At 59.0% G+C, this 17,431-nt stretch carries 19 protein-coding genes and 1 other RNA gene; 7 read left to right on the forward strand and 13 right to left on the reverse strand.

The genetic code is table 11. From position 1 onward, the window contains the following. Positions 1 to 88: 88 nt before the first annotated feature. The 3 genes from PhaeoP97_RS10605 to PhaeoP97_RS10615 all read right to left on the reverse strand — a co-directional run bounded on the left by PhaeoP97_RS10605 (position 89) and on the right by PhaeoP97_RS10615 (position 2,779). Complete coding sequence (locus PhaeoP97_RS10605) at positions 89 to 1,429, reverse strand: 8-oxoguanine deaminase (RefSeq protein ID WP_072505031.1); 1,341 nt, start codon at positions 1,427 to 1,429, stop codon at positions 89 to 91. A 112-nt stretch (positions 1,430 to 1,541) separates the two neighbouring features. After that, on the reverse strand, positions 1,542 to 2,294 hold the full coding sequence (hisN, locus tag PhaeoP97_RS10610) for a histidinol-phosphatase (protein WP_420849008.1): 753 nt from the start codon (positions 2,292 to 2,294) through the stop codon (positions 1,542 to 1,544). Positions 2,295 to 2,401: 107 nt separating this feature from the next. Continuing rightward, the gene (locus PhaeoP97_RS10615) at positions 2,402 to 2,779 is read right to left on the reverse strand and encodes a helix-turn-helix domain-containing protein (RefSeq protein WP_072505032.1); all 378 of its coding nucleotides are present in this window, start codon (positions 2,777 to 2,779) and stop codon (positions 2,402 to 2,404) included. A 366-nt stretch (positions 2,780 to 3,145) separates the two neighbouring features. Here PhaeoP97_RS10615 and PhaeoP97_RS10620 point away from each other — a divergent pair, with 366 nt between their 5' ends. After that, entirely contained in the window at positions 3,146 to 4,108 is a 963-nt protein-coding gene (locus PhaeoP97_RS10620) for an NADPH:quinone oxidoreductase family protein (protein ID WP_072505033.1), read from the forward strand. Between the two features lie 129 nt (positions 4,109 to 4,237). Here the strand turns inward: PhaeoP97_RS10620 and PhaeoP97_RS10625 are convergent, their stop codons facing one another. Next, the gene (locus PhaeoP97_RS10625) at positions 4,238 to 5,131 is read right to left on the reverse strand and encodes a LysR family transcriptional regulator (RefSeq protein WP_072506424.1); all 894 of its coding nucleotides are present in this window, start codon (positions 5,129 to 5,131) and stop codon (positions 4,238 to 4,240) included. Between the two features lie 127 nt (positions 5,132 to 5,258). Here PhaeoP97_RS10625 and PhaeoP97_RS10630 point away from each other — a divergent pair, with 127 nt between their 5' ends. Both PhaeoP97_RS10630 and PhaeoP97_RS10635 read left to right on the forward strand, forming a co-directional pair. Further along, complete coding sequence (locus tag PhaeoP97_RS10630) at positions 5,259 to 5,483, forward strand: DUF1127 domain-containing protein (RefSeq protein ID WP_072505034.1); 225 nt, start codon at positions 5,259 to 5,261, stop codon at positions 5,481 to 5,483. A 245-nt stretch (positions 5,484 to 5,728) separates the two neighbouring features. After that, on the forward strand, positions 5,729 to 6,145 hold the full coding sequence (locus tag PhaeoP97_RS10635; protein WP_237028926.1) for a hypothetical protein: 417 nt from the start codon (positions 5,729 to 5,731) through the stop codon (positions 6,143 to 6,145). A gap of 259 nt (positions 6,146 to 6,404) precedes the next feature. Here PhaeoP97_RS10635 and PhaeoP97_RS10640 read toward each other — a convergent pair whose 3' ends face one another. Beyond that, entirely contained in the window at positions 6,405 to 7,328 is a 924-nt protein-coding gene (locus PhaeoP97_RS10640; protein WP_072505035.1) for a glutathione S-transferase C-terminal domain-containing protein, read from the reverse strand. Between the two features lie 382 nt (positions 7,329 to 7,710). Here PhaeoP97_RS10640 and PhaeoP97_RS10645 point away from each other — a divergent pair, with 382 nt between their 5' ends. Together PhaeoP97_RS10645 and PhaeoP97_RS10650 are read left to right on the forward strand one after the other, a co-directional pair. After that, a complete protein-coding gene (locus tag PhaeoP97_RS10645) occupies positions 7,711 to 8,487 on the forward strand; it encodes a Bax inhibitor-1/YccA family protein (protein WP_072505036.1) in 777 nt (258 codons plus the stop codon). A 125-nt stretch (positions 8,488 to 8,612) separates the two neighbouring features. Continuing rightward, positions 8,613 to 9,092, forward strand: a complete 480-nt coding sequence (locus tag PhaeoP97_RS10650; protein WP_072505037.1) for a GNAT family N-acetyltransferase — start codon at positions 8,613 to 8,615, stop codon at positions 9,090 to 9,092. A gap of 441 nt (positions 9,093 to 9,533) precedes the next feature. Here PhaeoP97_RS10650 and rpmG read toward each other — a convergent pair whose 3' ends face one another. The 6 genes from rpmG to gatC all read right to left on the reverse strand — a co-directional run bounded on the left by rpmG (position 9,534) and on the right by gatC (position 13,727). Further along, complete coding sequence (gene rpmG / locus PhaeoP97_RS10655) at positions 9,534 to 9,701, reverse strand: 50S ribosomal protein L33 (protein ID WP_007814563.1); 168 nt, start codon at positions 9,699 to 9,701, stop codon at positions 9,534 to 9,536. A gap of 107 nt (positions 9,702 to 9,808) precedes the next feature. Continuing rightward, an RNA gene (rnpB, locus tag PhaeoP97_RS10660) (RNase P RNA component class A) lies at positions 9,809 to 10,229 on the reverse strand. Positions 10,230 to 10,394: 165 nt separating this feature from the next. Continuing rightward, a complete protein-coding gene (locus tag PhaeoP97_RS10665) occupies positions 10,395 to 11,108 on the reverse strand; it encodes an N-acetylmuramoyl-L-alanine amidase (protein ID WP_072505038.1) in 714 nt (237 codons plus the stop codon). Between the two features lie 15 nt (positions 11,109 to 11,123). Next, positions 11,124 to 11,909 (reverse strand): hypothetical protein, encoded by a 786-nt coding sequence (locus tag PhaeoP97_RS10670; RefSeq protein WP_072506426.1) that lies wholly within the window; start codon positions 11,907 to 11,909, stop codon positions 11,124 to 11,126. Between the two features lie 39 nt (positions 11,910 to 11,948). Then, complete coding sequence (gene gatA, locus PhaeoP97_RS10675; protein WP_072505039.1) at positions 11,949 to 13,436, reverse strand: Asp-tRNA(Asn)/Glu-tRNA(Gln) amidotransferase subunit GatA; 1,488 nt, start codon at positions 13,434 to 13,436, stop codon at positions 11,949 to 11,951. A 3-nt stretch (positions 13,437 to 13,439) separates the two neighbouring features. Continuing rightward, positions 13,440 to 13,727: an Asp-tRNA(Asn)/Glu-tRNA(Gln) amidotransferase subunit GatC gene (gatC, locus tag PhaeoP97_RS10680; protein ID WP_072505040.1), complete on the reverse strand. Its 288-nt coding sequence runs from the start codon at positions 13,725 to 13,727 to the stop codon at positions 13,440 to 13,442. A gap of 164 nt (positions 13,728 to 13,891) precedes the next feature. On the opposite strand from gatC, the gene PhaeoP97_RS10685 reads away from it, so the two are divergent. After that, positions 13,892 to 14,584, forward strand: a complete 693-nt coding sequence (locus PhaeoP97_RS10685) for a metal-dependent hydrolase (protein ID WP_072505041.1) — start codon at positions 13,892 to 13,894, stop codon at positions 14,582 to 14,584. 134 nt (positions 14,585 to 14,718) lie between these two features. On the opposite strand, the gene PhaeoP97_RS10690 is transcribed toward PhaeoP97_RS10685, so the two are convergent. Together PhaeoP97_RS10690 and PhaeoP97_RS10695 are read right to left on the reverse strand one after the other, a co-directional pair. Further along, complete coding sequence (locus tag PhaeoP97_RS10690; protein WP_072505042.1) at positions 14,719 to 15,333, reverse strand: DNA-3-methyladenine glycosylase I; 615 nt, start codon at positions 15,331 to 15,333, stop codon at positions 14,719 to 14,721. Between the two features lie 64 nt (positions 15,334 to 15,397). Beyond that, entirely contained in the window at positions 15,398 to 15,859 is a 462-nt protein-coding gene (locus tag PhaeoP97_RS10695) for a nucleoside deaminase (protein ID WP_072505043.1), read from the reverse strand. Positions 15,860 to 15,921: 62 nt separating this feature from the next. On the opposite strand from PhaeoP97_RS10695, the gene PhaeoP97_RS10700 reads away from it, so the two are divergent. Then, positions 15,922 to 17,247 carry a pseudouridine synthase gene (locus PhaeoP97_RS10700; RefSeq protein WP_072506427.1) on the forward strand — a complete coding sequence of 442 codons (1,326 nt, stop codon included), beginning with the start codon at positions 15,922 to 15,924 and terminating at the stop codon, positions 17,245 to 17,247. Positions 17,248 to 17,431: the final 184 nt, after the last annotated feature.

Below are 17,431 nucleotides of genomic sequence, written 5' to 3' on the forward strand. Positions count from 1 at the left end.
CGCGCCTCTGCCTCCGGCTGGGATCTTTGTGCCTGAAGATAGGGGCCGCCCTGTCGCCGATTTGGTCAGCTGCGTAAGGCCAGTACCGTCAGGCCAGTAGCATCAGCCGTGTGGTGGCTTTTTGGTGCCGTTCCAGGAGCCCCGGCAGATCCATGGTCGCCAAGTTGCTATCGCGGATGATCTGACGCCCCTCGACGAAGAGATGTTTCACCTGTGCAGGCCCTGCCAGCAACAGTGCTGCCGGATCCCAGCTGCCGCTTGAGGCAACGCCGGTTACGTCCCAGATGGCGATATCGGCGCGTTTGCCCACCGCAAGCTGTCCCACATCGGGCCGACCCAGCACCTCTGCCCCGCCGCGCGTGGCGATTTCCAACGCTTCATAGGCGCTCATGGCATCGGCGCCCTGCGCGACCCGTTGCAAAAGCATGGCCTGACGCGCCTCACTGATCAGGCTGGCCATATCATTGCTGGCCGATCCATCCACGCCCAGTCCGACCGGCACCCGCGCATCGCGCATGGCGCGCAGTGGCGCGATACCGCTGCCAAGACGGCAGTTGGAACAGGGGCAATGGGCCACGCCGGTCCGGGTCCGGGCAAAGAGGTCAATCTCCTCAGCATCCAGTTTCACACAATGGGCATGCCAGACATCGGGGCCAGTCCAGCCCAGATCCTCGGCGTATTGGCCAGGGCGACAGCCGAACTGCGCCAGCGAATAGGCGATATCCTCGTCGTTTTCGGCCAGATGGGTGTGCAGCATCACCCCCTTGTCCCGCGCCAGAAGCGCGCTGTCGCGCATCAGTTCGCGGCTGACGGAAAATGGAGAACAGGGCGCCAGCGCCACCCGGCACATGGATCCTTCGGCGGGGTCGTGGAACCGGTCAACCACCCGGATCATATCGTCGAGAATGGCGCGCTCATCCTCGACCAGGCTGTCCGGCGGCAGGCCACCCGCGCTTTCGCCGATGCTCATGGCGCCACGGGTCGGCTGGAAACGCAGGCCAATGTCACCTGCGGCCTCAATCGTGTCCTCAAGCCTGCTGCCATTGGGATAAAGGTAGAGATGATCAGACGTGAGCGTGCAGCCCGAGAAGGCCAGCTCCACCAAACCCAGCTGGGCGGAGACATGGATGTCATCCGGCGTGAAGGCGGACCAGATCGGATAGAGCCGTTTCAGCCAGCCAAACAGCAACGCATCCTGCGCACCCGGCACCGCGCGGGTCAGGTTCTGATAGAGATGGTGGTGGGTGTTCACCAGACCGGGCGTCACCACACAGCCCTTGCCGCTGATCACCTCGCCACTTGTGGTCAGATCGCTGCCAATCTCAGCAATCACCCCATTGCGAATGCGCAGATCCGCATGGATCAGCTTGCGCCGCTGATCATCCATAGTCAGCGCAATATCAATATCTTGGATCAGAATTTCAGGCACAGGTCACACTCCATCAGGCTGCCCATTTCGGTGAAGTGTGAAGACGCGCCGACAGAATAAGGGCAAAGGACTCGGCGCGTTGGAATTGTTTAACTGATTATTTGCAGGCAGTTCAAGCGGTTTGCTGGATGAGTGCAAGCGCTGCGGCATGCAGCTCTGGCGTGGCGGCTGCAAGCACCTGTCCGCCCTCATGCGCCGGGTGACCCTGCCAGTTGGTCACCACCCCGCCCGCCGCCTGTATAACCGCAATTGGCGCCTGAATGTCATAGGCGTTGAGACCTGCCTCAATCACCAGATCACATTGCCCGGCCGCCAGCAGCGCATAGGCGTAACAATCCATACCGTAGCGGGTGAGGCGCACCTGAGATGAAACCCGCTGGAAGGCGGCGCGTTCGGCCTCGGTGCCGACTTCTGGGAATGTGGTGAACAGCGTTGCCTCGGACAGGCTGCGGGTGGCGCGCGTGACAAGTGCGCTGTGACCGAGCGGACCAGTCAGACTGGCTCCTTCTGGCGTGCCGATAAAGCGCTCGCCGATATAAGGCTGATCGACGATACCCAGAAACGGACCATCTGCATCCCCCAGCGCGATCAGCACCCCCCAAGTTGGGGTACCACTGATAAAGCCGCGGGTGCCGTCAATCGGATCAAGAACCCAGGTACGACCAGACTGGCCGTGTGTTTCGCCAAATTCCTCGCCAAGGATGCTGTCCTCGGGGCGCAGTTCGGCAAGTACGGACCGCATCGCCTGTTCGGCAGCGCGATCAGCAATGGTGACAGGATCAAAACCAGCGTCCAGCTTATTGTCGGATTGCAGCCCGGCTGAACGAAAATGTGGCAAGATGGCCTGGCGTGCAGCATCGGCCATCCGATGGGCAACCTCCAGATCTGAAAACGCGGCTGAAGTCATACCCAGATGGGTGACATTCAACCGCGCATATTTCAAGCCCCAAGCCCCCACTTGGGGCCGGAATATCAGGCTGCGTCGCTGAGCACGCGCGCCAGCTCAAACAGGCGGCGGCGCTGGTTCTCAGGGATAGCATAGTAGGAGCGCACCAGATCCAGCGCTTCCTTGTCGCCCATCAGATCATCCGGCACCTGAGATTTGCCCGAGGCCGCATCCGCAGCACCCTCGTCCTGCAGACCTTCGAAAAAGAAGCTGACAGGCACGCCAAGCGCGTCCGAGATATCCCAGAGCCGGGAGGCGCTGACCCGGTTTGCACCGGTTTCGTATTTCTGAATTTGCTGGAATTTGATTCCAACCAGCTCTGCGAGCTGTTGTTGCGTCATGCCGATGAGCCACCGGCGATGCCGGATACGTTTCCCCACGTGCACGTCCACTGGATGAGCCATGCGTTTCTCCTAAAGATTTAAAAACTGGGCGCCACCCTGGCCGTTTTTTTCAACCCCCGCTCCCTCGGCAGATGCCGCATGAGCCCAATGTTGCAAAAAACCCGAAAGTCCCCCTCAAAACGAACAAGGCGTTCCCATTGGCGTCGAGTGTACGACCTTAACGGTTGAATTCAAGCCATCGCTCTCGCCGTGCTGCGTGTCTACAGAGCAAACGCATGATTTCATACGCCAAATTTATTTCACTTTTTTGCATGTTTTACTGATGTTCCGCACCTCCCCATAAATAGTGAGGTGCTTCTCATGCGAATCTGGCATGGTTTCAAGGTCTCGAATCATCTTACCCCATGCCACATATGGAAAAATAATATGCGCGCCTACCGTGTTAACGAATTCAATATTGCTCCGACTATCGCGCTAGTTGACATGGCTTCACCCAAGCGCGGGGAAGTTGCAGTGGAAATACACGCCTGCGGGTTGAACTTTGCCGATCTCCTTCTGCTTTCTGGTCGTTATCAGGATACCCCTGCCCTCCCCTTTACGCCGGGCCTGGAATTGGCAGGCGTAATACAGGCGATAGGCCCTGATGTTGACGGGTTGGCAATTGGCGACCGGGTGGCCGTATTTTCTGGTCAGGGCGGGTTGGCCGAAGCCGGCGTGTTTCCAGCAGATCGTGTGGCACGGATCCCGGACGAGATGTCCTTTGTCGATGCGGCGGCGTTTCAGATCGCCTATGGCACGGGCCTGGTTGCGCTGGACCATTGCGCGCGGTTGCAACCGGAAGAGACACTGTTGGTCACAGGAGCCGCCGGCGGCGTTGGACTGACGGCGGTAGAAATCGGCAAACGGATGGGGGCGCGGGTCATTGCCCATGCACGCGGCGCTGAAAAGCTGGCTGTCGCCCAAGCTGCTGGCGCTGATCATCTGATCGATGCCAGCGAAGATCTGCGTCAGGCAGTCAAAGATCTGGGGGGCGCTGATGTGGTCTATGACGCCATTGGCGGCGAGGTCTGGAAAGCCGCTTTTCGCGCCACCAACCCCGGCGGGCGACTGCTGCCTATTGGCTTTGCCGGAGGTGAGGTGCCACAGATCCCGGCCAATCACTTACTGGTCAAAAACCTCAGTGTGATCGGATTCTATTTTGGCGGCTACCTGAAGAGCCACCCGTTGGTGGTGCGGGGTGCAATTGAACGGCTGATTGGTTGGTACAAGGACGGATCACTTCGTCCACATGTCAGCCATGTTTTGCCACTGGACCAGACCGACGCGGCCCTTGAGTTGCTGCGCAGTCGCAAGGCCACAGGTAAGGTAGTGATCACCCTACGGGCGTGAACGGGGCGAGGTGCCAGATCGCCACGCCAGACTTATCGCCACTCAGGGATTACACAAGCATATAGGCGGCGATCTCTGTGCCCCCGCCTCTTTATCCGTCGGGATCGGCGCCAACCCCCGCGGCTGGGGTTAAGCAGCCGTCCAATGTGACTGAGCAGCTGCCAGCGGAGCGCTGATATTCTGAAAGGCCTTGCGTACCAGAAAGGCCAGCTCGCTCACCATAGGCGACCCCGAGGTCTCTGCGCCATAGAGATTGATCAGCTGCACCGGCAGTTCGGGCAGGTTGCCCGCGTGGTCGATCTGCACCAGATGCGGCGGCTCGGTGCCCTCTATCATGGTGTGGATCGCCAAATCCGCGCTCACCGTCGCTTCGATGGTGCGGTCGCTGTCGGTCTCGACCACCATGTCCCAGGCAATTCCAGCGACATCCAGCGCCCCAACCACCTTGGGGCGGAAGGTGCAGTAGCGGCCAAACGCCAGTTTAAGCGGACGTTGCCGCCAGGCCGACCCATTCGGGGCACCAATCCAGCACAGCGGACGTTCGGCCAGCGTTTCTCCATTTTCAGAGGTGGTGGTTTCGGTGGTCAGGATCAGATCACATTCGCCGCGCGAAAACTGTTCCTTCAACGAGCGGGTAAAGCTTGAGATCAACTGCACCTTCACCCGTGGAAAAGACGCGTTGAAACGTTGCAGCACCTGCGGGATGGCCGGGTAGACAATATCATGTGGCACACCAAGGACGATTTCGCCTTCATAGGCCTGATCCGTCAGACGCCCAATCACCTCGTCATTCAGGGCAACCATGCGTCGCGCATAGGCCAAGAGCTGCTCTCCAGAGGCGGTAAGCGCAATGGTGCGGCCAGAGCGGTCCAGCAGTTGCAGGCCAAGCAACTCTTCCAGACGCTTAAGCTGCATCGACACCGCAGATTGGGTCAGATGCAGAAACCCAGCAGCGCGGGTAACACCGCCATTGTCAGCGACCGCCACAAACGACCGCAGCGTGGTGATATCCAAATTTCGCATCATCACACTCCTTGATGATTGAGATCATAAACATTCGTTTTCAATATCAAACACAGCAAGGCATATATATCAACATAATTGATAGCAAAGCGATCCATCATCAGCGATCCAGAAAAGGACACAAAATATGACCTATATGGACAACAGCCTCTGCTCCAGCGCCTGCAGCACCCCCACCCCGCGCCGTTCAGTTTTTGCCGCCATTGGACAGCGCCTGGCAATTCGCCGCGAACGTCGGATGCTGGCGCAGCTAGACCAGAGCGCCCTCAACGACATGGGTATTAGCAAGGATGCGGCAGACGTCGAATCCCGGCGCAAAATTTGGGACGCACCAAGCAACTGGAGTCGCTAAACAAAACGGCACCAAAAAAATCTTGCGCCTTGTGCAAGCTACCAAAAAGGTCCGCTAAGCGGGCCTTTTTTGGATGCGCCCCCCTTCCCGAGGTCGGGCCATTGGCCTGGCGATTGCTGCGGCACAACAGGGTCGCCCGGTATCTCTTTAATCTCCCGCTCTAACATCCGACCGATAGCCCCTCGTGAAATCTACGGTCTGAAGATTTCGCGCACATAGAATTCTTTGAAGTTAAAGCGATAGCGATGCTATTGGACAATAGATTTTCACATTTGCGTCAGCGGATTACACATGCAGCCCCGAAGATTTTTCTCGCACTGGTTCTTACTCTCGTGTCCACGACGGCTTCAACAGCGCAAAACAAGTATGATGCTTTCTGGGGCCAGTTCATGGCGGCAGCCTTGATTGCAGATACTTGCAGGGGTGTACAAAGGTCTTCAGGCCATGGTGCTGTATCCATCGGTGTCGCCAGTGATGGTTTGCGCGAGCAGCGGCTACTGCGTGTACTCTACTACGGAAACGAAAAAAAGCTGACACACTTGGGGCATACAACCCTGGCCATGAGCAACGTAAGCACTGACGAACCGCAAAACCTGTGCCGCTTTGCGCGCAAAGTTGCACGCACGGATGACAAAATCGGCCGTTTTCTGAGAGTGAATTGAAAACACAGCCGTCGATTCACGCCGGGATACAACCGAAAGTTCCAGCGGCCTGCCGCTCATACAATTTGAACCAAGAAAATCCGCTCTGCTTAAGAGCCGCGTGGGTATTCACCCCTTTTGAAAACGCGCGGCCCTGCCGCTTACTCTCGCGGAACGTCAGCCGGGTTTGGCCCGTAGCCGAAGGCAGACCCAACCTTAAGGCATATTTGTCGACAACCGTGCCAAATCTTTGATCTTCAGCCCAGACTTGCCGCGCCCCTTACAGGCCCTCTTGGCTTTCCCAGTCGATTTCTGGCTGTTGACCGATAAGGCCATACGGGTTGTGATCACCGTCATTGATGTAATAGCCAAACCGGATCTCATCAAAATCAACCGTCTGGCGGATGCCCGGCATTTGAAAGATACGACGGGTAAATTGCCACAAGTTTGGATACTCCACCAATCTTTTGCGTGTGCAGCGAAAATGTGTTGCGTAGACAGTGTCAAACCGTACGAGCGTTGCAAAAAGCCTGATATCAGCTTGCGTGAGCGCGTCTCCGAATAGGAACGGCTGCCCATCCAGCCGGGTTTCCAACTGATCGAGCGTGTCAAACACAGTGTTGACCGCCTGATCATACTCATCCTGTCTCTGCGATTTTCCAGCCCGATAGACCGCATTGGACAACCCATCAAAGATATACTGTTTCAGCTCGGTGATTTCGGAGTGCAGCTGTGCTGGGCAGAGGTCAATATGCGCGCTTAATACATCGAATGCCGCCATGATATCTGCGGAGGAGTTTGAAAGAATGTTGCCCAGTTTTGCATCCCACAGCACGGGAACCGTTGAACGGCCCGTATAAGTGGCGATCGTTGATGTATAGAACTGATGCACATGTTGAAATTCGGAACGATTGGGAAGTGGTCCACCGGGCAAAAGCCCATATCCTTCGCGTCGCGGCCCACCGGCCCATTGAATATCCACGGTATCCATCAGCCCGCCAAGAACCAGCGCTATAACCGCACCATGTGACCACGGGCAGCTTGCTGACGCGATCAGAAAGAATCGGTCACGTTCTGTGCCAATCTGCTCCAGGACCTGCGCGTCAATCGACGTCGGGAGGGCACTTTGCTCGCGACGGTACATGCCTAACACCATAGATTGATCGGCAGCATCGTCCCATTTTCCGTCGATCAACATGCCCATATGTCTAAATACCCCTGTATGTTTCGGTGCACGTTATCAGTGCGTCGTTGCGACTGAAAGCAGCCGTCCGCACAGCCGCAGCGCCATGCCGTATTATCTGCACAACCGGCCCGGCCAATTGCGATCACAAACATCCTGCACATATCTGAGCCCATTCCAGCCGGGCACGTCGCTGATGACACCAGCCCGCATCATCGGTGATTGTGGCCTTCGGCGGCCAACATCCTCCCCATCCGACATTTTTTGTCGATAATAGCGCCGAAACTTCAATCTACAGGCTTGAACCGCGCCCCTGTTCACCCGATATTTGCAGGGAACGGCAGTTCTCTGCACCCAGTGGGGCAACTGCGCGAGGGAGCTTTCAAGACGGAGACCATGATACATGGCACAGTTTGACACCATCCGGTCCGCAGCAGGCGCACGCTCTGCCGAGATCGATGCGGGCCTGCGCGCCCACATGAACAAGGTCTACGGCACCATGGCCGTGGGCACATTCATCACCTTTCTGGCAGCCTGGGCCATCTCCGGCCTGGCCGTCACCACCGACCCTGCGAATGCCGCCGCTCAGCTGAGCGCTGACAAATATCTGACAAGCCTTGGCTACGCGCTCTATGGGTCGCCCCTGAAATGGGTGATCATGTTCGCGCCGCTGGCCTTTGTGTTCGGCATCAGTGCAGGCATCAACCGCATGTCTGCCGCCACCGCTCAACTGGTGTTCTATGTCTTTGCCACCGTGATGGGGCTGTCGATCAGCTCCATCTTCCTGGTGTTCACAGGGCAGTCGATTATTCAGGTGTTCCTGATCACCTCTATTGCCTTTGCGGGTCTGTCACTGGTTGGTTACACCACCAAGAAAGACCTCTCCGGCATGGGCACCTTCTTGATCATGGGGCTGATCGGTCTGATCGTAGCCTCGATCGTCAATATGTTCCTGGCGTCTTCTGCCATGGCATTTGCGATTTCGGTTATCGGCGTGCTGATCTTTGCCGGTCTCACCGCCTATGACACCCAGCGGATCAAGAATGAGTATCTGCAGCACGCCCACATGGGCGACCAGGAATGGCTTGGCAAAGCTGCCATCATGGGCGCACTGAGCCTCTATCTGGACTTCATCAATATGTTCATGATGCTGCTCCAACTGCTTGGAAACCGCGAATAACGCACCTTTTTCCAAACTTAAGCACGACCGGGGCGGATCATCACGATCCGCCCTTTTTCTTTGTGCAGTGTCAGCCTTCGATGCGCCACACTGCACAACACCCATGTTATTGATTTGAGACCCTTATGGATTTGATCGACATTCCCCCAACCGACGCCCATCGCCTGGTGCCGCTGCTGCAAAAGCTGCAGGCGCTGCATGTGACCCACCAGCCAGGCCGCTATGCAGCCAACCCCAGCGATGCCGCCCTGACCAACTGGCTGGGGGATTGGCTCACAGACGAGAGCCTGACCGCACGCGCTGCTGTCAGCCCGACAGGCGCTATCATGGGCTACATCATCTATGGGATCGAAGAGCGCCCAGCCCTCCCCGTGCGCCGCGCTGAGACCCGCGCCATGCTGCATCATATCGCTGTCGCGGACAGCTGGCAGCGAATGGGGGTGGGAACAGCCCTGATTGCGGAAATGAAGCGCGCTGTAAACGCGCAGGGCATCAACATTATTGCCACCACATACGCGCCGTTTAATACCGCCTCGGCCGCACTGATGGCGCGCATGGGGTTACGGCCAGTCATGACAACGGCAGAGTGGCGCGGCGAGTCATAGCACTGAGCAGGGCTGTCGCACGCCCTGACACCCCCAACCGAGAACAGCTCAACAGGGTGCCAGCCCAGTTCCTGAATATCCTATAGAAAAGCAGGAGGCAGCCCCACCGCTGCCTCCTGCCCTGGCGGCTCCCCCGAGCCAGCCGACGGTGCTGTAAGAACCTGAGACCAGCGCTTCTGGCTTGGCGTCTCGGGCCCACTCTCACCCACTTCTAAGGACCCTATGTCGGGGTCAAATGTGGCAATTTCAGGCCGCAACGACGCTGTGCAGGTGATTTCGTTTACCAAATTTTCATAAAATTTGCATGTTCAACACAGCACAGCCCCACAAAATACAGCCCCAGCCAAACGAAAAAGGGCCGCACTATGGTGCGACCCTTCTAGTCAACTGTCCCGAATACCGGGTGATATCGCGGCGCAAGGCTGCGCGATATCGAGAGGCTTATTTGATTTTGCCTTCTTTGTACTCAACGTGCTTGCGCACGACCGGGTCATACTTACGCACAACCATTTTCTCGGTCATGGTGCGTGCGTTTTTCTTGGTCACGTAGAAGTGGCCCGTGCCCGCGGTCGAGTTCAGGCGGATCTTGATTGTGGTCGGCTTCGCCATGGTATTCTCCTGCGTCCGAAAAGGCAGGGGCCTCTCGGTAAATTCCTATATGAGGGTGCGCTTTTACCTGCACCACCCCGCGAGTCAATAGGATTCGAGGGGTTAATTTGCGCAGAGGGCCTGTAAGCCGGATTTTGTTCCAGGGCCAAGGCCCCTTCGACGACCATTCATCTAGGATGCACATTGCTGCGCACCTCCAGCTGCCAACCCGACCCCTCTTGGCCAAAACATGCCTAGCGGCGGTATCGGCTTGCGCCGACCGGCCCGCGCGGGGGTCCTATTTGGCATTGCTCCCGGTGGGGCTTGCCATGCCGCCCCTGTTGCCAGCGGCGCGGTGGGCTCTTACCCCACCGTTTCACCCTTACCCGCATGGGATCACCTGACAGGCAGGCGCACGCGGGCGGTCTGTTTTCTGTGGCGCTCTCCGTCAGATCGCTCTGCCCGGGCGTTACCCGGCACCGTCGTTTTGTAGAGTCCGGACTTTCCTCGTGACGCCTTGCGGCCTCCCGCGGCCATCCAGCCCTCTGCGCCCTGATCGCCTAGAAACAACCGCGTCCCGCGTCAAGCAGATTGTGCCCCGTAAGAACGAAGATGGAGCGTTGCCCCTCTTGCCCCCCTCAGGGGCGGGACCAAGTCACCCCAGGATATTTTCGCCAGAAGATGGCCAGAAGATGGGCGGAGCAAGAATTACCTTTAGGGGTTGTCAGGCCAGAGCAGTTGCACATCCGCCTCGCTCAATGGTCCACGTTGCCAGGCGCGAAACCTCAGACGCACCGCTTGCAGCAATGTGTTGTCATCGACATCTGCAGTAAAGCCGCGTGCCCGCGCAAGGGTGCGAAAGCGGTCCATCCGCGCGCCGGACGCCTGCGCGATGGGAGGCGCAGCCCCCGTGACCTCCGGCACAGGCGCCGCCAGTCCTTGCCGCGCCAGACGCGCCCAGTCAAAACGCGGGCCGGGATCAGATTTGCGGCCGGGCGCCATGCAGGAATGACCGATCACCCCTGTCGGTGAGATATTCCAACGTTGCAGGATAGCGCTCAGGAGCGTTTCCAATCGGGTCATCTGCGGCGCGGAGAACGGATGATTGCCACGATTGTCGAGTTCGATACCGATGGAGCGGGAGTTGATATCTGTCTGCCCACACCATTCGCCCGCACCCGCGTGCCAGGCGCGGTCGGCCTCGCGTACCATTTGCCAAAGCGTACCATCGCCGCCAATCAGATAATGGGCCGAAACCTCCCACTGAGGATCACACAGACGCCCGAGCGCGGCTGCGGAGCTGTCCATCGCGGTGTAGTGCAGCACAACAAGATGCGGTCTCAGCCCATCGCGACGTGCACCGAAATTTGGGCTGGGATGCCAGATGGCGCCCTGCCTTTTTTGATGTTTTGGAGATGCCTGGGACATGAGGCGGCTCTGGCCTCAGTTCTGCACAGCCAGTCGATAAGGGGCCGGATCCCAGCCACAGGCATAGCCGTCGCCATCCGGGTCCAGCGCCTTGCGGTCGCGTTTGGGGCCACCGGCCTCAAGAAAGGCAATTTGGGCCAATTCAGGCGATGCATACCCTGCGCAATTGCGCGACGACCGTGCGGCCAGATTGATGCCCGAGCGGGAATAGATGCGCTGTCCGCGCGGGTTGGAAGTGCTCAGCGCGTAACGCACGATATTGGGGTCCTGGCTGCCGCTGCGGGTGGGCACCGCGGTCGGGTTGACCACCTGATACTGGGACCGTTGACGCGCCAAACGCTCGGCGTCGCTTTCGATGCTTTGACGCGAGGCGACGGCATCAAAATCATTCTCATCCGAAATGCCTGGATTGCCGACAATTGCTGGGGCCGGATTCGATGGGCTGGCCTCAATCGGGGCGCTGCCGGAATTGCCGCTTGCCGCTGCCAGAGCTGCCGCCGTTTCACGGGCGATGTCATCACCGCTGCCAGAGGTGACAGGCGATGAACTGCCAAAGTTCCCCGCCCCAGTGGTACGGGCTGCCACACGCGGTGCAGGTTGCACGCTGCGTGGCAATGGTTCACTGGCGACGCGCGCCGGTGGCACAAGCGGATCGCCGTTGATTGTGGTGCCCGATGCGGGGGCACCATCAAAGGGGCTGGAGCCAAATCCCGCTTCAGGCCCGCTTTCGGGAACCTGTGGCTGGCACGCGGCCAGCAGAACAAGGCTGCTGGTCGCCAAGATGGACCGAAATACACGCATGATCACCACCTGTTGGTTCTGCTCAGATCAGAACTGGGTCTACCACCATTGACCGGGCTTGGCCACAAAGCCAGCCGCCCCTTCCAGCGCATAGGCCGTATTCAGCAGATCGCCCTCTTCCCACGGACGACCAATCAGCTGAAGACCCAGCGGCAGCCCCTTGGCGTCGATACCAGTCGGGACCGAAATGCCGGGCAGACCGGCGAGGTTCACGGTGACGGTAAAGACGTCATTGAGATACATCTGCACCGGGTCAGCATCGGTCATCTCACCCAGACCAAAGGCCGAAGACGGTGTCGCAGGTGTCAGGATGGCATCGATACCCTGGGCGAACACATTTTCGAAGTCTTTCTTGATCAGGGTACGTACCTTGCGCGCGCGATTGTAGTAGGCGTCGTAGAACCCCGCAGACAGCACATAGGTGCCGACCATCACGCGGCGCTGCACCTCATGGCCGAACCCAGCCGCGCGGGTCTTTTCATACATTTCGGTGATGCCATCGCCACCTTCCAGCGTTGCGCGCTGACCGTAGCGCACGCCGTCGTAGCGTGCGAGATTCGACGAGGCCTCCGCCGGGGCGATCACGTAATAAGCGGGCAGCGCGTATTTGGTATGCGGTAGAGAGATATCAATGATCTCGGCACCGGCAGCGCGCAGCATCTCGGCGCCTTCTGACCACAGCTTCTCGATCTCACCCGGCATACCATCCATGCGGTATTCGCGGGGGATGCCGATTTTCTTGCCCTTGACGTCGCCTGTCAGCATCGCCTCAAAATTCGACACAGCCAGATCGGCGCTGGTGCTGTCCTTGGGGTCATGACCACACATGGTTTCCAGCATCATCGCTGCATCGCGCACCGATTTGGTCATCGGACCGGCCTGATCCAGTGAGGAGGCAAAGGCCACCACACCCCAGCGCGAGCAGCGACCGTAGGTGGGTTTGATGCCGGTGATGCCGGTAAAGGCCGCAGGCTGGCGAATCGAACCACCGGTGTCGGTGCCGGTTGCCGCCAGACAGAGATCCGCCGCAACAGCCGCAGCAGACCCGCCGGACGACCCGCCGGGTGTCAGTGCCGAGTCGTCATTGCCGCGCCGCCAGGGGCTGACAACATCGCCGTAGGCCGATGTCTCATTCGATGAGCCCATGGCAAATTCATCCATGTTCAGCTTGCCCAGCATGACCGAACCCGCATCCGCCAGCTGCTGCGAAACAGTGGATTCATATTCGGGCTTGAATCCGTCTAGGATCTTGGACGCCGCCTGCGAGGGTACTCCCTTGGTACAAAACAGATCCTTGATCCCAATCGGCAGGCCACACATAGCAGGCGCGTCACCGGCCTGAATGCGGACATCCGCAGCCTTGGCGCGTTCCATCGCCAGCTCAGGTGTCTTGTGCACAAATGCATTGAGCGCATCTGCCGCGTCAATCGCCTTGAGACAGGCTTCGGTCAGCTCAACCGATGTGGTTTCGCCCTTGCGCAGCGCATCGCGGGCTTCGGACAATGTGAGTTTGTTCAGTTCAGTCATGTCTTATTCAACCACCTTGGGCACTGCAAAAAAGCCTTCGCGGGCATCGGGGGCATTGGCCAGGATTTTGTCCTGCTGGCCGCCATCCGTAACCTCATCTACCCGGCGTTTAAGACGTTGGGGCGTGACCGAGGTCATCGGCTCCACGCCGTCTACGTCCACCTCATTCAGCTGTTCAATAAAGCCAAGGATCGTGTTGAACTCATCTGCCAGTGCAGGCAGCGCGTCCTCTTCGACCTTGATACGGGCCAGTTTGGCCACTTTGGCGGCGGTGCTTTGGTCAATCGACATGGAAACCCTCATCTCGTGTTAGCACGCATTTACCGCTGCACTGCCGTCGCCGCAAGCCTATGGGCGCGCTAATCACAGTTTGCAGAGGTCAACCTGTAGATTTTCCCCGATGCTGCGCTAGGCTATAGCAAAGAACAAAAGCAGCGAAGCAGGAGAGACACACGATGCGGATCATCTGGCTGGGACACGGCAGTTTTCGTATTGAGACGGAGGAGCAGGTGCTACTGATCGACCCATGGTTAACCGGCAACCCGATGCTGGACTATGGCCAACAGGACGCTGCTGTAACAGGTGCAACGCATATCGTCCTCACGCATGCGCATTTTGATCACGTCATCGACGTATTGGCGCTGGCGCGGCGGCTGGATGTGCCGATCGTTGGTCAATATGATCTGATGGGCGTCTGGGGTGAGACTGAAGATGTGACCACCATCGGTTTCAACAAGGGGGGCACGGTCAATTTGGACGGGCCACGCCTGGCCATGGTGCCTGCATCACATAGTTCGACCTTTACCACGCAGGAAGGATTGCGCACCGGCGGCACCGAGGTGGGGTATATGCTGATGAGCGAGGGGCGCATTCTGTATATTTCAGGCGACACCGGGATAATGGCCGATATGGACTGGATGGGGGATTACTACAAACCGGATATCGGCATTATCAGCGCAGGCGGGCATTTCACCATGGATATGGCGCAGGTTGCCTATGCAGCGAAACGCTACTTCGACTTTAAGACACTGATCCCGTGCCATTACCGCACCTTCCCGATCCTGGAGCAAAGCGCGGCCAGCCTGGCAGAGGCGCTGCCTGATGTGCAAGTGATCGAACCGCAGGTATTGGAAGCCATCACCCTTTAATCGAGTGCGTCGGCCTAGTCCATAAACTGCCACGCAGATCCGGTCTGGCCGGGTGCCGCGCTGCCGCTAAATGGCGGTGCGGTTAGGCGGTGCGGTTAGCATGAGTAAAATCAATATGCCGTGGAGATCCCCCGTCAGCCAACTGCGGGCGAGGTGAAACCGGCACGGGCCTCGGCGGCCTTGATCCGGCAGATGCAGCCAGTCGCGTGATCATTGACCAACCCCATGGCCTGCATGAAAGCGAACATGGTAGTGGGGCCGACAAATTTCCAGCCGCGTTTCTTCAGCTCTTTTGACAGGGCGATTGACTGCGGCGTGACAGATGCCGTTTGCGGCGGCACTTGTTCATCCGGTCCGGGTTCATAGCGCCAGAAAAACGCCGCCAGAGATCCTTCGACCTCGACCATCTCGGCGGCGCGTTTTGCGTTATTGATCACCGCTTCGATCTTTCCACGGTGGCGTATGATGCCTGCATCTTGCAGCAGACGGTCCACATCCTGCGCGCCAAATTCAGCTATGCGGCTCCAGTCGAAGCCGTGAAAAGCGACTCGGAAATTCTCGCGTTTGGCCAGGATGGTTCGCCAGCTGAGACCGGACTGAAAACTCTCCAGACAGATCTTCTCAAATAGGCGCTTATCATCTGCTACGGGATAGCCCCATTCGTCATCGTGATACGGTAAAAATTCCGGGACAGACCCGGCCCAACCACAGCGCAACTGCCCGTCGGGTGCCAAAAACTCCGTGCTCATGACCGACCGTCCTCATCTCATTATGGTGCCAGACCGTCACGCTACGGGCGAGACCATAACCGGGTCAAGCACCACCGGAGCGGCGCGTGCCAAAGAAGTCCTTGAGCAGGGTTTCGGCTGCACTGGCGCTGATCCCCTCATAGACCTCGGGCGTGTGATGGGCTTGCGGATGGGAGAACACACAGGCCCCATGGGCGACACCGCCGGATTTCGGATCCGAGGCACCGTAGTAAACGCGGCCAATGCGGGCGGCGGCAAGGGCGGCGGCACACATCGCGCAGGGTTCCAGCGTCACATAAAGATCATAGCCAGTCAGCCGCTCCGATCCCGCAGCGGCACAGGCCTCACGGATCACCAACACCTCGGCATGGGCAGTCGGGTCGCTCAGCTCGCGGGTGCGATTTCCAGCCCTGGCAGCGATTTGACCGTCCGGGGCGATCAGTACGGCACCCACGGGCACCTCGCCACGCGCGGCGGCGGCGCGGGCCTCGGTAAGGGCTATATCCATGTATGAACGAAATGGCATGCTCTCTCCCTGCCCCAGAATGGGAGCTTTCGCAACTGCGTGGAATGATCTATGGCCTCAGTATGAGCAAAACACCATCTTCCCCCAAAGGCCAGCGCCCCGGCACGGCCAAACCAGCCCGCAACACACGCCCTGCTTCGGCAAAGGCAGGCAAGACGTCGGCTGACACGCCCGCCACCGGTGATGGCCCCGAAGGCGACCGCATCGCCAAGGTTCTGTCGCGCGCAGGCGTTGCGTCGCGGCGCGAGGCCGAGCGGATGATCGCCGAAGGGCGCGTTGCGGTGAACGGCAAGGTCATCGACAGCCCGGCGCTGAACGTGGTGCTGGGCAAGGATCGGATCGTGGTGGATGGCAACCCGATGCAGGATCCCGAACCGCCGCGCCTATGGATGTACCACAAACCCTCAGGTCTGGTGACCACGACAAATGATGAGCTGGACCGCCGGACAATCTTTGACGCCCTGCCGGAGGATATGCCGCGCGTGATGACTGTAGGTCGGCTTGACCTCAATTCAGAGGGACTGCTGCTTCTGACCAACGATGGCGGCATCAAGCGCCAGCTCGAGCTGCCGTCTACTGGCTGGCTGCGCCGCTACCGCGTGCGTATCAACGGCCGCCCAAAAGACACCGATTTCGAGCCATTGCGTCAGGGTTTGGTGATCGAGGGAGAGCGCTTTCAGCCGATGACCGTGGCGCTGGATCGCCAGCAAGGCGCAAACGCCTGGCTGACAATTGGCCTGCGCGAAGGCAAAAACCGCGAGATCCGCCGCGCCATCGAAGACATTGGTTTTACCGTGAACCGCCTGCTGCGCCTGTCTTACGGCCCCTTCCAGCTGGGCAATCTGAAGCCGGGCGAGGTCGAAGAACTGCGCCCACGCGTGGTGCGGGATCAGCTCGGACTTGCCGCCCCAGAAACTGAAGAAGACGAAAAACCCAAGCGCCCTGTGCGTCAACGCCCCGGTGCGGGCAAACCCGGCCCGAAGCCAGGTGCCAAACCAGATTTCAAATCAGGCGGTAAGCCGGGCGGAAAACCAAGTGGGAAACCGTCAGGTCGCTCCTTTGGCTCCGCTGATAGGTCGAGCGAGAAGCCCGGCGACCGGTCTGGAGCCCGCCCTGCTGGCAAACCCGGCGGAAAATTTGCAGGCAAAGGTAAAGCATCTGATCGGTTTGCCGGAAAATCCGAAGGTAAGCCCACGGGCCGGACCGCTGATCGCACGTCAGACAGACCTGGTGGCAAACCCGCAGGCAAATTCGGAAGCAAACCGGGTGGCAAACCCGGCAGCAAGTTCGGCGGCAAACCCTCTGGTGGCGGCACGGGTCGCGATGGCGGTCGGGACACGGGTCGAGGACCCACGCCACGCAGTGGTGGTAAACCGCCGCGCCGCTAAGCCGCTCGCGACACGAAGTTGCGTCCACGATTTCAGAGTTCCCCCTAGCAAGATGACGCTGCATATCCTAAGTTTCCAATTGCTTGCAGCGCTCATATTGGGGGAACAGACGTGCAGAAACTCGCCTTTGTGGCCTTGTTGATCCTGATGATTGGCCTGGCAACCGGCTGGCTGGTCGGAGGCT

This window comes from Phaeobacter porticola (assembly GCF_001888185.1).
In the GTDB taxonomy this organism is placed as follows: domain Bacteria; phylum Pseudomonadota; class Alphaproteobacteria; order Rhodobacterales; family Rhodobacteraceae; genus Phaeobacter; species Phaeobacter porticola.

Excerpts from the sequence above, each read along its gene's own strand:
- hisN (WP_420849008.1), bottom strand. The coding sequence starts at position 2,294 with ATGGCCGATGCTGCACGCCAGGCCATCTTGCCACATTTTCGTTCAGCC.
- PhaeoP97_RS10615 (WP_072505032.1), bottom strand. The coding sequence starts at position 2,779 with ATGGCTCATCCAGTGGACGTGCACGTGGGGAAACGTATCCGGCATCGC.
- PhaeoP97_RS10620 (WP_072505033.1), top strand. The coding sequence starts at position 3,146 with ATGCGCGCCTACCGTGTTAACGAATTCAATATTGCTCCGACTATCGCG.
- PhaeoP97_RS10625 (WP_072506424.1), bottom strand. The coding sequence starts at position 5,131 with ATGCGAAATTTGGATATCACCACGCTGCGGTCGTTTGTGGCGGTCGCT.
- PhaeoP97_RS10630 (WP_072505034.1), top strand. The coding sequence starts at position 5,259 with ATGACCTATATGGACAACAGCCTCTGCTCCAGCGCCTGCAGCACCCCC.
- PhaeoP97_RS10635 (WP_237028926.1), top strand. The coding sequence starts at position 5,729 with ATGCTATTGGACAATAGATTTTCACATTTGCGTCAGCGGATTACACAT.
- PhaeoP97_RS10640 (WP_072505035.1), bottom strand. The coding sequence starts at position 7,328 with ATGGGCATGTTGATCGACGGAAAATGGGACGATGCTGCCGATCAATCT.
- PhaeoP97_RS10645 (WP_072505036.1), top strand. The coding sequence starts at position 7,711 with ATGGCACAGTTTGACACCATCCGGTCCGCAGCAGGCGCACGCTCTGCC.
- PhaeoP97_RS10650 (WP_072505037.1), top strand. The coding sequence starts at position 8,613 with ATGGATTTGATCGACATTCCCCCAACCGACGCCCATCGCCTGGTGCCG.
- rpmG (WP_007814563.1), bottom strand. The coding sequence starts at position 9,701 with ATGGCGAAGCCGACCACAATCAAGATCCGCCTGAACTCGACCGCGGGC.
- PhaeoP97_RS10665 (WP_072505038.1), bottom strand. The coding sequence starts at position 11,108 with ATGTCCCAGGCATCTCCAAAACATCAAAAAAGGCAGGGCGCCATCTGG.
- PhaeoP97_RS10670 (WP_072506426.1), bottom strand. The coding sequence starts at position 11,909 with ATGCGTGTATTTCGGTCCATCTTGGCGACCAGCAGCCTTGTTCTGCTG.
- gatA (WP_072505039.1), bottom strand. The coding sequence starts at position 13,436 with ATGACTGAACTGAACAAACTCACATTGTCCGAAGCCCGCGATGCGCTG.
- gatC (WP_072505040.1), bottom strand. The coding sequence starts at position 13,727 with ATGTCGATTGACCAAAGCACCGCCGCCAAAGTGGCCAAACTGGCCCGT.
- PhaeoP97_RS10685 (WP_072505041.1), top strand. The coding sequence starts at position 13,892 with ATGCGGATCATCTGGCTGGGACACGGCAGTTTTCGTATTGAGACGGAG.
- PhaeoP97_RS10690 (WP_072505042.1), bottom strand. The coding sequence starts at position 15,333 with ATGAGCACGGAGTTTTTGGCACCCGACGGGCAGTTGCGCTGTGGTTGG.
- PhaeoP97_RS10695 (WP_072505043.1), bottom strand. The coding sequence starts at position 15,859 with ATGCCATTTCGTTCATACATGGATATAGCCCTTACCGAGGCCCGCGCC.
- PhaeoP97_RS10700 (WP_072506427.1), top strand. The coding sequence starts at position 15,922 with ATGAGCAAAACACCATCTTCCCCCAAAGGCCAGCGCCCCGGCACGGCC.